The organism is Brucella ciceri, assembly GCF_041930145.1.
Taxonomy (GTDB): Bacteria; Pseudomonadota; Alphaproteobacteria; order Rhizobiales; family Rhizobiaceae; genus Brucella; species Brucella intermedia.
This window is the reverse complement of sequence record NZ_JBHEEV010000008.1, coordinates 16,158-27,419: the sequence shown is the minus strand read 5'-3', so window position 1 is coordinate 27,419 and position 11,262 is coordinate 16,158. Positions and strand designations below refer to the sequence as shown.

Genomic DNA, 11,262 nt, shown 5'->3' with positions numbered 1-11,262 from the left:
GGCCACCGATGGCGGCCCGATCGAATTGGGTTTGGAAAGCTGTCACTTTGCCTTGTCGAAAGCCTGCGAAAGCTGATCAACCGTGCCGTGAAGCGCACCGAGGCCGCCTCCGACGAGATACCAGTTCTGAGCGTTCAGATAGACGACCTGATCCTTCTTCCAGGCATTGGTCTGGCGCACGAGGTCGTTGTCGAGAACCTGCTTGGCCGAATTGCCTTCCCGACCAATCGCCGCATCGCGGTCAATGACGAACAACCAGTCCGGATTGGTTTCCAGGATGAATTCCGAACTGGCAGGCTGGCCATGGTTGCCAGTGGAAAGGTCTGGCGCTGCCGGCTTGACGCCGAAGCTCTCGTGAAGGACTCCGAAGCGCGAACCAGGACCATAGGCGCTGATCTTTCCGCCGGATGTGAGGATAAGAAGCCCTGTACCCTTATTGGCAGCCTTTTCCTTCAGGGCAGCAAGCGCAGCATCAAGCTTTTCGACTTCAGCCTTTGCTTTTGCTTCCTTTCCGAAAATCTGGCCAAGCTTTTCCACATTGGCTTCAGTGTCGACGATAAAGTTTTTCGCGTTGGTGGTGAGATCAATCGTAGGTGCGATTTTCGAAAGTTCACCGTATTTGGCGGCTGAACGGCCTGCCACGATGATGAGATCAGGCTCTGCCGCGTTGACGGCCTCATAATCAGGCTCGAACAATGTGCCGATCTTTACGTATTCATCGCCCTGATATTTCTTCATATATTCAGGAAACGATATGCCGCTGGGAACGCCGGTTACTTTGACGCCGAGACGGTCAAGATTGTCGAGGGTGCCAAGATCGAAAACCAGTACTTTTGTCGGTGAGGCTGGAACCGCTGTTTCACCTTGGGCATGCTTGACGGTCAAATCCGCGGCATTTGCAGATGCAGCGACGCCAAGTGCCACGACAGCGGCACCACACAAGCGGGAAACCTGTTGAGCGATATTCAGCATGGTGTTCGATCCTTTCATCAATCCTGTGCTTTATAGTCAAGTATCTTCGCCGTCAAAGACGGAGAGGTAAAATTCAGTTGTTTTTGACGATGGGAGCTTTTCCGAGCAGGATGAAATCGAGGCTGTCTTCTACCGTTAACGGTATCATTGATCCGTGGCTCTCATTTTCAAAACGACGGAATGCTGCATCCATTTGCGGCAGTTCAGAAAGCTCCTTGAAGATATCCGCACCAGAGGGCCCGCCGCGCAGTTTCTTCAACCGGTCATCATCCTGCTTCGTCTGGCCAGGCCGGTTACCACGTTTGCCCGAGGTTTCTATAAGCAAGCGGATGGGGCGAGGGCTATCCTTGGAACTCGTGACGAACTGATCCTTATCTTTCAAAATTGAGCGGTCATTCCACCAGATCGATGGGTCTGCTGCACTATAACTCTGGAAGGAAGCCGGGTGGTTGAACAGGGCATATAGTGTAAACAACCCGCCCAGAGAGTGCCCGAACAAAGCCTGCCGGTCTTTGTCGATGTTGAAACGCTTTTCGATCTCAGGCTTCACCTGATTTTCGATGAAGTTGAAGAAGGCCTCTCGTCCTCCTGTCTTCGGTACATTGAAGTGAACCGGGATCAGATCATCGCGCGTGGGAGGGGTGAGGTCGAAATATCTCAGCCGGACAATTTCTTCCGGATTGTCGGTGGGGTAGCCGATGCCGACAACGACAGCTTTCAATGCTGGGTTTTCCGCCATACGTTTTGCAGCAATCGGCAACGTGCGATTGCCGTCAATCATGTATATAACCGGGTAACCGCCTTCGGGTGCCGCACCTTTGGGGGCAGCAGTGAATATACGATAGGCAATGCCATTGGCCTCCATGTCAAACGACGAAGTGACAGGCTCGGCAGCTTGCACGGTTGAAGCGGTAAGTATCCCCGTCATTGTCAGGCACACCCATTTTACGATCATCGTCACTACGCTCATAGGAGCATCCCATCAGTGGAAGGCGCCAGCCGTTGGGGCAGGCGTCTTGGCTTGCAATCCTAGAAGCGGGAAGTCATTCCGACCCAGAGACGACGCCCATCGACGACTGAATTGAAGTCATCCACGTCCACCTTCTTGTCGAAGATGTTGTAAACGGCGGCATTCAAGGTGACATTCTCGCTGAAGTCATAAGACCCGCCAATATCGAAGGTCGCATAGGGCTTGTATTTACGGGCGACCACCTTGCCGTTTCTGTAAACCGGTTCGCCGGCTGTTCCGATACGCGCGCCCGCATTGGTTTCTTCGCCGTGGTAGTTACCGGCTGCCCATGCGCTCAGGCCTTCAACCGGCGTTATCCAGTCCGCACGCAGGCTCGCCATGTGCTTCGGCGTGCGTGCCAGAGGCAAGCCCTTGTAATCACCCGTCTGCTGTTCGGAGTCGGTGTAGGTATAGTTACCGCGTAAGGTGATCGTGTCGGTTGCTTCCCAGTTGAAGGTGAGTTCCACACCCTGCATCACGGCTTCATCGATATTGAAGCTGTACCAGAGGCGATAATTGGGATCTTCGCTCCAGCGAACAGGATCACCGTTCGCATCCGTGATCAATGCATTGCTGATCTTGTCCTTGAAATCCGTGTAGAAATACGTTGCGCCCAGACGAAGGCCGGACTGATTGTCCCAGAGAACACTCGCTTCATAGCTCGTGCTCTTTTCTGGCTGCAGGTCCGGATCGCCGATGATCACGCCACAGGTGCCGTTAGGACCGTATGAGCATCCCGCCCCGCCCGTCGTATAAGCGTATCCCGGGGCGATAGTGCGCAGTTCTGGTGCGCGGAAACCTGTGGAGATGCCGCCCTTGAACGTCAACTGTTCAGTTGCGTGCCAGACGGCATAGCCGCGCGGGCTGAAATGCGATCCATAAATCTCATGGTCATCCATGCGCAGGCCACCCGTCAGGGCGAAGTCCGGGGTGATCCACCATTCGTCTTCGGCAAAGAGCGCCCACTGGCGGACACTGAATTCCTCGTCCAGACCGGTGCGGCGTCCCGGGTTTTGATCGGTGAGCACCGATTGCATGAACTGCCCACCTGTTACCAGGGTGTGATTTCCGTAGAATTCAAACGGCGTCGTGAACTTGCCATCGAGCACAGAGTTGCGGATGTGCGGAGAACGTAGATTCTCGACATAGCTCTTCGTCTTCTTGTCCCAGTTGAAATTGGTGCGCTCCGCCCATTCCTGCTGGAACGAGAACTCCGATGTTGTCGGACCCCAGCGGCCGGTGTGGCTGATAGACCAATGATCGCGATCATTGTAGTTGTAGGAGTCCGAACCCGACGCTGCCGTATTGCCAACGGTGGAGTCGCGGCGAAGGCGCGTCTTTCCCAATTCGAGCATGATATCGTGATCTTCATTCGGCGTGATCGTGACACGTCCCGTGATGTCGATATCCTTCTGCTCAGGCGTGCCGCTGACGATATTGTCTTCCTGCCGCTTGAGACCACGCCCCCAGAGCTGAACGCCTACAAGATTGGGAACCAGCGGCCCGGTCATATAGTAGGAGCCTTGCAATGAGTTTCCGAATTTGGAGTGCTGCTGTACCGTGCCGTCGACCGAGAAAGAGCCGCTCCACGTGTCCGACACCTTTTTGGTGATCACGTTGATAACACCGCCCATGGCGTCCGATCCGTAAAGCGAGGACATCGGGCCGCGAATGACTTCGATCCGTTCAATGGCGTTCGCCGGTGGCAGGAAGCTCTGTTCGAAACCGGAATTGCCGTTGGTGCGGGCGTCGCGGGTGCTCTGCCGTTTGCCGTCTACCAGAAGCAGCGTGTAAGAGCCGGGAAGACCGCGAATGAAGATGTCCTTTTCAGCCGCGGGACCGGTTACAGCTACGCCTTGCACATCTTTTAGAGCGTCCGTCAGATCGCGATAGACGCCTTTTTCCAGCTCTTCTCCGGGAATCACGGTGATACTTGCGGGCGCGTCGGTGATGTTCTGTTCGAACCCGGTCGCCGTGACAACGATTTGTTTGAGTTTGACGGCTCCGTCAGCACCCGTCTCGACGGCTGCTTCCGCTGCCTTTTTCTTGGCGCTCGCCTCGGAAGATGCTTCTTCTTTGGCCTTGGTCGCGGTTTGCGCGTTCGCAACCGCTTCGCTCAAAAGCAGCGCTGTGGAAAGACACGTGCCCGCAAGGATCGCCCGGTACACGAGCGGTTTGCCAGCCATACGCCTGTTTTGTGTACCATCGGCCCACAATCCCCGAAACAAGCTCGTCATTTTCGTCACCGTTTAAAGTTGAGTTTTCAAGTCTCCTTATGTATGGCGATAAGGTGACGTCAATCGTCATGTTTTATAAGCATTCTAAGTTCCAAAAACTGCAAATGAACGGGCACAAAAGTGATGTCGGGCAAGGAAGCGAAAACGCAGCAGCAAACGGCGAAAGGTGAGAACGAAAGCCTTCGCTTGGGACAATTACGCCTGCTGATCGCTCTTGATGCACTTCTTGTGGAGGGCAGTGTTGGCGGCGCTGCAAAGCAGATGGGGTTGAGCATTGCGGCGATGAGTCGGCTGCTTGGCCAGATCCGCGAGAAGTTTAACGACCCCATTCTGGTTCGCTCGGGACGTAACATGGTGGCTACGCCGAAAGCCGAAGCGTTGCGTGCGCGTTTGCGACGCCTTGCGAATGAAGCTGAAGCACTCCTCAATTTGGATCTCGCCGAAGTGCCGAAATCCAGTTGCACCGGCCATCATGGCTGGAACCGAAGCGCCATCGTCGCACCGCCGCCGCTCGGTATCCGTAAGGTGGTCGAGCTTGAAAACCACCCCACGCCGGAACAGCTTGCGGCGCAGTTCGCGGACATCCAGGGCGAAAATGATCCAATCAGGAGGCTTGCAAAATATATCGCTGTGGTAGGGCGAAAAGCCGGGCACACCCGCCCGCTGGAAATGTCCGAAGCCGAGGATGCTTTCACGACGATTTTCACAGGGAATGCCGATCCGATGCAGATCAGTGCATTACTACGGCTTATTCACTACCGTGGAGAAACTGCACCGGAACTGGCTGGCATGGCGCGGGCGGCAAGAAGAATTTACTCAGCCGACGCCGGACTGAATATGCCTGCACTGGATTGGCCAGCCTATCTGTCGCCCAATTCCATGCAATCACCGTGGTTCATGCTTTCGGCATTGCTGGTCGCCCGGGCTGGCTTTCCGGTTGTCCTGCACGGAAACTGCGGTACCGGCGAGATATCGGGCAAGCTTGAGATCGCTGCCGAAGCTATCAATCTTCCGATCGCGACATCACACTCTCTGGCGAAAGATGCATTGAGAGCACATGGCATATGCTTCATGCCTATGGCCGGTTTCGCTCCTCAGATCCATGCGCTGATGGCGCTCTATCCCCTGTTCGAGTCGCGTTCATCGATGAACAGCCTCGTTCATCTGCTTAATCCGATGAACCTCAAGGCATCTTTCCTTGGGGTTACCCAACCCGCATATCGCAAATTGCATCGCGATGCAGGTGCGCTTCTTGGCTTGCCGTCGATCTCGGTTGTTTCGACCAGCCGCGATGTTGCGGAACTGGTTCCACACAGGGCCCATACCGTCCACAGACTTCTGGACGGTCGTGAAATAGATCTGCTGCTTCCCACACTATCCAGAGAGAGCGGAGACAAGCATTCGAACTTCAGCTCATTTGAATACTGGTATGGCGTCTGGTCCGGTGCGGCCGTGGACAAGCGCGCAGAAAATACAATCGTTGCCACCGCTGCCATGGGGATGATGACGGCAGCATCCGCCGACAATGAAAGCTATACGCTGTTCTTCGACAAGGCTGGAGAACTCTGGCGCAATCGGCATAGCCAAACGGCAGGATGATTCAAAATCAGCTGCAATTGCGGAACTTGAATCTGTTTCACGTTCCCCAAAATTTGAAAAAGCTTTCCCTGCGGCTGTCCGGGATGGCAAGTCCATGCTTTGTCTACTGATTTTATAGGCTTTATCTTCTCCCCGTAAGTTCGATTGCGAAAGGGGAGCGCCGATGGTTAGCCCGATATTCGGTGAGGCGGGAACGTCGATTTTCGAGGCGATGTCGCGGCTTTCCGTTGAGCGCGGAGCTATTAATCTGGGACAGGGTTTCCCGGAAGGCTTTGAGCCAACTGAACTCCTTGACGCTGCTGCCCTCGCTCTTCGTGAAACTTCACAACAGTACCCACCCATGATGGGCCTGCCCGTCCTCCGTCAGGCGGTTGCAGAAAACACGAGACGTTTTCTTGGCCTCGACATTGACTGGGAAAAGGAAGTCCTCGTCACTTCCGGCGCTACGGAAGCGCTAGCCGATACGTTTCTCGGGCATCTGAACACGGGCGACGAGGTAATTCTGTTCGAGCCAGCTTACGATGCTTATGCAACGCTTATTCGTCGTGCAGGAGGAACGGTGGTCCCGGTACGGTTGAAGCCGCCTCTGTGGGAACTACCGCGTGAGGAGTTGGCGAAAGTCATCTCTCCACGGACGAGGCTGATTGTCGTCAACACGCCGATGAACCCGGTAGGCAAAATATTCGATCTCGATGAATTGGAGTTTCTCGCCGATCTCGCCATCAAGCATGATCTCCTGATTGTATCGGACGAGGTCTACGAGCATCTCGTCTTCGATGAAAGGCCGTTTCATTCCTTATGGGGCGTTGAAAAAATACGTGACCGTATGGTGCGTATCGGCTCTGCTGGAAAAAGCTTTTCCCTGACGGGTTGGAAGGTTGGTTATGTGACCGCTTCCGAGGCGACTCTTGCGCCAATTGCCCGTGCGCATCAGTATGTAACTTTTACCACGCCCCCGGCTTTGCAAACGGCAGTGGCGGTAGGGTTAAGCTTGCCGGACAGTTATTTCACCGGCCTTCGTGCGGCGCTGGCATCGCGGAGAGACCTTCTGGTCGAAGGGCTGAAATCTGCGGGGTTCGAGGTCGCCGATGTACCAGCCACCTATTTTGCTGTGGCGGACATACGAGCACTTGATAGCGGAGACGATGATCTCGATTTCTGCCGACGTTTGACGCTTGAAGCAGGCGTAACACCTGTGCCCATCTCGTCCTTCTACGGTGCGCGCGATGTGCGCAGCCATGTGCGTTTCTGTTTCGCGAAGCGCGAAGAAACGCTGCAGGAAGCCAGTTCAAGGCTGGCACAGTGGAACAATGAACGCAAACGGCGCGCTGCGTAAGCGTGCCTCAAAAACAACCACAGGGAAAATGACATGCATCCAGTTTCATTGTTGCGCGGAGCTGTTTCCGCAGCACTCTTTTCCGTACTCGTCGCTTCACCTGCATTTGCGGACAAAATCCGTTTCGGCGTGACTTCTGGTCCACATGCGGAAATCGCCGAAGCACTGGCACCCGTCGCCAAGGCAAAGGGATTGGAAATAGAGATTGTGGAGTTCTCGGACGGCGCACTGATCGACCCGGCAACGAATGATGGTGATCTCGACGCCAATGGCTTCCAGCATACGCCTTATTTCGACCAGCAGAACAAGGATCGAGGTCTCAGCCTTGTTGCCGTCGGCGGTCGTACTGTGCTGTTGCCGATGGCCGGATATTCGCACAAATATAAATCACTTGGCGAACTGCCGGAGGGGGCACAGATTTCGATTCCCAATGATCCCAGCAATGCGGGTCGTGCCCTGAAACTTCTCGAGGCGGGGGGCGTTCTCAAGCTCACACCGGGGGTGACTTTCAACGCAACCGAACTCGATATCGTTGATAATCCGAAGAAGGTCAAAATTATTCCAATGGAAACGGCCCAGCTTCCCCGGTCGCTGGAAGACGTGGATTTTTCCGTTATCACTTCGCATTTCGCGCTGAGTGCCGGGCTGGTGCCGAGCCGTGATGCGATTTTGATTGAAGATCAGCTATCCGATTATTTCTGCCTGCTTGCTGTCGCGGAAAAGAACAAGGATGCGCCCTGGGTCCAGACGCTAATCGAATCCTATAAGTCCCCCGACGTCAAAGCGTTCATCGAGAAGAAATTCGGCGGCAACATCATAGCGGGTTGGTGAGATGAATGTGCTCGTACGCAGCGAAAATATGTCGAATACGGCACTGGGTGATGTGACATCACCACTGTCGATCATCGACATACGTTCGCTGACAAAGACCTATGACGAGAAGGCTGGTCCGGTCATCGACAATGTTTCGCTTCAGATTGAAAAGGGAACCATTCACGGTATCATTGGCCGCTCAGGTGCAGGGAAGAGTACGCTGGTCCGTTGCCTGAACGGACTGGTGCATCCAAGCGATGGGAAAGTCTTTGTTTCGGGCCGTGAGATCACAACCCTCCGGCAAGAAGAACTACGGCAGGTCAGGCGTGAAGTATCAATGATATTTCAGCATTTTAGCCTCCTTTCCTCGCGAACTGCTTATGGTAATGTAGCTCTACCGTTGGAACTCGCCGGTATTGATCGGAAAACTATAAAATCGCGTGTTAACGATCTGCTTGAGTTGGTGGGCCTCAAGGAAAAGGCTGGTGCTTATCCATCGGAACTGTCAGGCGGTCAGAAGCAGCGTGTCGGCATAGCGCGGGCATTGGCTCTGGAGCCCAGCGTCCTGCTATCCGATGAGGCTACCTCAGCGCTTGATCCCGAAACCACGGAACAAATTCTTTCTTTATTGAAAGACATCAATCGACGCCTCGGCCTGACGATTGTGCTTATTACGCATGAAATGGAGGTAGTACGCGACATCGCTGACTATGTGACGGTTCTCGATGGCGGCAGGGTCGTTGAAAGTGGCCCGACTTTCGATGTTTTCGCTTTTCCGCAATCCCCAACCGCCCGGTCATTTCTGGCAAGCATTGTTGCTCATGATCTTCCGGCGGAAGTGTCTCGGCGGCTACTGCCGGAACCTGTAGCGGGATCGGATCCCGTTCTACGTATCGTGTTCGCCGGTGATGCCGCCCACGCGCCTGTCGTTGCAACGCTTGTGCAGCGTTTCGGGATAAATCCGAACATACTGCATGGACGTATAGATTATATTTGCGGCAAACCTCTGGGCATCATGACGCTTGTCGCTGAGCACGGTCCGGCTGATCTTGCCGCTGTCCGAAGCTATCTTTCTTCACTCAATCTTCATGGAGAGGTTATCGGCCATGTTGTCCGATCTGCTTCCCCCGGCGCTCGCCGGGCTCTTGCTTGAATCGCTGAGGCAGACGGCCATTATGGTGGCCGCATCAGCTGTCCTGTCCACTTTGATCGGCCTACCGCTGGGCGTCGCGCTGGTTGTTACCGGCCCCGGCCAGTTTCTTGAACGACCGGCTTTTAACCGCATAGCAGGCACGATCGTCAATCTGGTTCGATCCACGCCGTTCATCATCCTGATGGTGGCGATCATTCCCCTGACGCGCCTGATTGCTGGAACCACGGTTGGCACCTATGCAGCCATCGTTCCTCTGACAGTGGCAATCGTACCCTTATACGCGCGACTAGCGGAAACGGCGATGCGTGAAGTAGACCAAAGCCTGATCGAGGCTGCGGAAAGCATGGGCGCGACGCCTATCCAGATCATCTTCAAGGTGCTGCTGCCAGAGGCGCTGCCGGGGATTATTGCCGGGCAAACGGTTACCCTTGTCAGCCTTGTCGGATACTCGGCGATGGCAGGAACGGTCGGCGGCGGTGGCTTGGGCGATCTCGGAATTCGTTTCGGATATCAACGCTTCATGCCGGAAGTCATGATCGCCGTTGTCATCATTCTGGTTGCAATCGTGCAATCCATTCAGATTACCGGCGATTATGCCGCTCGCCTTGTCAATCACCGCGTGGCCCGCAGCCGTCGCTCGCGCTAAGAATTTTCAGGAGGTTTCCATGACCATACATACCACGCCGATCAACCTGCCTTTGCTTGATCTGTCCCGTTTCAACGGAAGTGCGGAGGAGCGCGGCAGCTTTATTGAAGAATTGCGCCGGACGCTTCACGACCACGGTTTTTTCTATCTTACGGGCCACGACGTCGATCCAAAACTCGTGGAAGACGTAGTAAGTACGGCGAAGAAGTTCTTCGCACTGCCCGCGGAAGAAAAGCTGAAGATCGAAATGGTGAAGTCGCCCCATTTTCGAGGCTACAATCGAGCTGGCTTTGAACGGACACGCGGCCAGCAGGACTGGCGTGAACAGCTGGATATCAACACTGAATCGGAGCCCGCCGTAATTGGTTCGGACAGCCCGGCGTGGAAGCGACTGATCGGCCCGAACCAATGGCCGGATGCGTTGCCGGAACTCAAGCCGTTGCTGCTTGCCTATCAGGCCGAGGTGACGCGTGTCGGCATCGACATTCTGAAAGCCATCGCTGCTGCATTGGGACAGCCGGAAGACTTTTTCGCCCAGATTTACGAACCGCATCCGTCTCAGCTCTTGAAGATCATTCGTTATCCGGGCCGCGATGTGGCGGAAAGCGAACAAGGGGTGGGTGCCCATAAGGATGGTGGCTTCGTTACCGTCCTCCTGCAGGATGTTGTTCCCGGTTTGAGGGTTCAACGCGAAGACGGCGAATGGATCGATGCGCCTCCAGTCCCAGGCACCTTTGTCATCAATACCGGGGAACTGCTTGAGCTTGCCACGAACGGATTCGTGCGGGCGGATGTACACGGCGTCGTCGCGCCGCCAGCAGGTGTTGAACGCTTCTCAGTCGCGTTCTTCCTTGGCGCTCGTTACGATGCGACTATTCCGGTTATCGATTTGCCGGAGGAGTTGAAGACCAAGGAACGCGGCGTGACTGTGGACGCGCTTAATCCGATCTTCCGCGAGGTAGGTGCAAATAATCTCAAAAGTCGCCTCCGGTCGCATCCGGATGTCGCACGTGCCCATCACGCGGATTTGCTGACTCCCGAACAGTTGGCAGAACGCACGCCGGGATCGGCATACTGATCGTTTGATTGTCGTTTTGACGGGGCGTATCGTTATTTGTGAACCGGGACGCCCCATTGCCCATCCCTTAACGGCCAATTGCGCTGGTGTCGTCAGTCGCCAAGGAATGGGTCGGGGGTATGTCGACAATTCGCTTCTTGAGACCGTGCTCTGTTGAGCGATGCTGCCTATCATTTGCGTGTCTGCAGATATTTTAAAGCTGTGATTGTTGACAGGCCAGAGGCGGCGATAACCATTTGGCGGCAGTCTTTGCCGATTTGATCGACCGGTTTCACCTCAACTTTGCAAAAATTTCGGCAAATTGACCGTAGACTTGTCATTTTGAACAATTTGCCCCCTACAAATTTAACAAATCCACGGCTTGATCGGTCAAAGCATCAATGGAAATCTCCCTACACTTATATAAGCGTGACGTAGGG

Annotated in this window: 9 protein-coding genes; 6 read left to right on the top strand and 3 right to left on the bottom strand. The window is 54.8% G+C overall.

Translation table 11 applies throughout. The features are described from left to right. Window positions 1-42: 42 nt before the first annotated feature. From JNC63_RS16085 to JNC63_RS16075, 3 genes are read right to left on the bottom strand one after another with little or no spacing between them, the layout of a single operon-like run. Complete coding sequence (locus JNC63_RS16085) at window positions 43-990, bottom strand: siderophore ABC transporter substrate-binding protein (RefSeq protein WP_006472647.1); 948 nt, start codon at window positions 988-990, stop codon at window positions 43-45. Window positions 991-1,045: 55 nt separating this feature from the next. Continuing rightward, window positions 1,046-1,942: an alpha/beta hydrolase gene (locus JNC63_RS16080; RefSeq protein WP_006469049.1), complete on the bottom strand. Its 897-nt coding sequence runs from the start codon at window positions 1,940-1,942 to the stop codon at window positions 1,046-1,048. A 59-nt stretch (window positions 1,943-2,001) separates the two neighbouring features. Beyond that, on the bottom strand, window positions 2,002-4,167 hold the full coding sequence (locus JNC63_RS16075; RefSeq protein ID WP_006472645.1) for a TonB-dependent receptor domain-containing protein: 2,166 nt from the start codon (window positions 4,165-4,167) through the stop codon (window positions 2,002-2,004). A 174-nt stretch (window positions 4,168-4,341) separates the two neighbouring features. On the opposite strand from JNC63_RS16075, the gene JNC63_RS16070 reads away from it, so the two are divergent. The 6 genes from JNC63_RS16070 (at window position 4,342) to JNC63_RS16045 (ending at window position 10,843) form a co-directional block, all read left to right on the top strand. Then, window positions 4,342-5,817, top strand: a complete 1,476-nt coding sequence (locus tag JNC63_RS16070) for a glycosyl transferase family protein (protein WP_006472644.1) — start codon at window positions 4,342-4,344, stop codon at window positions 5,815-5,817. Between the two features lie 163 nt (window positions 5,818-5,980). Beyond that, a complete protein-coding gene (locus tag JNC63_RS16065; RefSeq protein ID WP_063621082.1) occupies window positions 5,981-7,153 on the top strand; it encodes an aminotransferase in 1,173 nt (390 codons plus the stop codon). A gap of 33 nt (window positions 7,154-7,186) precedes the next feature. Next, a complete protein-coding gene (locus tag JNC63_RS16060; protein ID WP_006469045.1) occupies window positions 7,187-7,984 on the top strand; it encodes a MetQ/NlpA family ABC transporter substrate-binding protein in 798 nt (265 codons plus the stop codon). 1 nt (window position 7,985) lies between these two features. Next, window positions 7,986-9,119 carry a methionine ABC transporter ATP-binding protein gene (locus JNC63_RS16055; RefSeq protein WP_006469044.1) on the top strand — a complete coding sequence of 378 codons (1,134 nt, stop codon included), beginning with the start codon at window positions 7,986-7,988 and terminating at the stop codon, window positions 9,117-9,119. Next, window positions 9,073-9,765, top strand: coding sequence for a methionine ABC transporter permease (locus JNC63_RS16050; RefSeq protein ID WP_021587269.1), 693 nt, complete (start codon window positions 9,073-9,075; stop codon window positions 9,763-9,765). The genes JNC63_RS16055 and JNC63_RS16050 overlap by 47 nt, the downstream gene beginning before the upstream one ends. 19 nt (window positions 9,766-9,784) lie before the next feature. Continuing rightward, window positions 9,785-10,843: an isopenicillin N synthase family dioxygenase gene (locus JNC63_RS16045; RefSeq protein ID WP_006473154.1), complete on the top strand. Its 1,059-nt coding sequence runs from the start codon at window positions 9,785-9,787 to the stop codon at window positions 10,841-10,843. The last annotated feature ends 419 nt before the right edge of the window (window positions 10,844-11,262 follow it).

Bases quoted from the DNA above. Each gene is read 5' to 3' on its own strand.
- JNC63_RS16085 (WP_006472647.1), bottom strand. From the start codon at position 990: ATGAAAGGATCGAACACCATGCTGAATATCGCTCAACAGGTTTCCCGC.
- JNC63_RS16080 (WP_006469049.1), bottom strand. From the start codon at position 1,942: ATGAGCGTAGTGACGATGATCGTAAAATGGGTGTGCCTGACAATGACG.
- JNC63_RS16075 (WP_006472645.1), bottom strand. From the start codon at position 4,167: ATGGCTGGCAAACCGCTCGTGTACCGGGCGATCCTTGCGGGCACGTGT.
- JNC63_RS16070 (WP_006472644.1), top strand. From the start codon at position 4,342: ATGTCGGGCAAGGAAGCGAAAACGCAGCAGCAAACGGCGAAAGGTGAG.
- JNC63_RS16065 (WP_063621082.1), top strand. From the start codon at position 5,981: ATGGTTAGCCCGATATTCGGTGAGGCGGGAACGTCGATTTTCGAGGCG.
- JNC63_RS16060 (WP_006469045.1), top strand. From the start codon at position 7,187: ATGCATCCAGTTTCATTGTTGCGCGGAGCTGTTTCCGCAGCACTCTTT.
- JNC63_RS16055 (WP_006469044.1), top strand. From the start codon at position 7,986: ATGAATGTGCTCGTACGCAGCGAAAATATGTCGAATACGGCACTGGGT.
- JNC63_RS16050 (WP_021587269.1), top strand. From the start codon at position 9,073: ATGTTGTCCGATCTGCTTCCCCCGGCGCTCGCCGGGCTCTTGCTTGAA.
- JNC63_RS16045 (WP_006473154.1), top strand. From the start codon at position 9,785: ATGACCATACATACCACGCCGATCAACCTGCCTTTGCTTGATCTGTCC.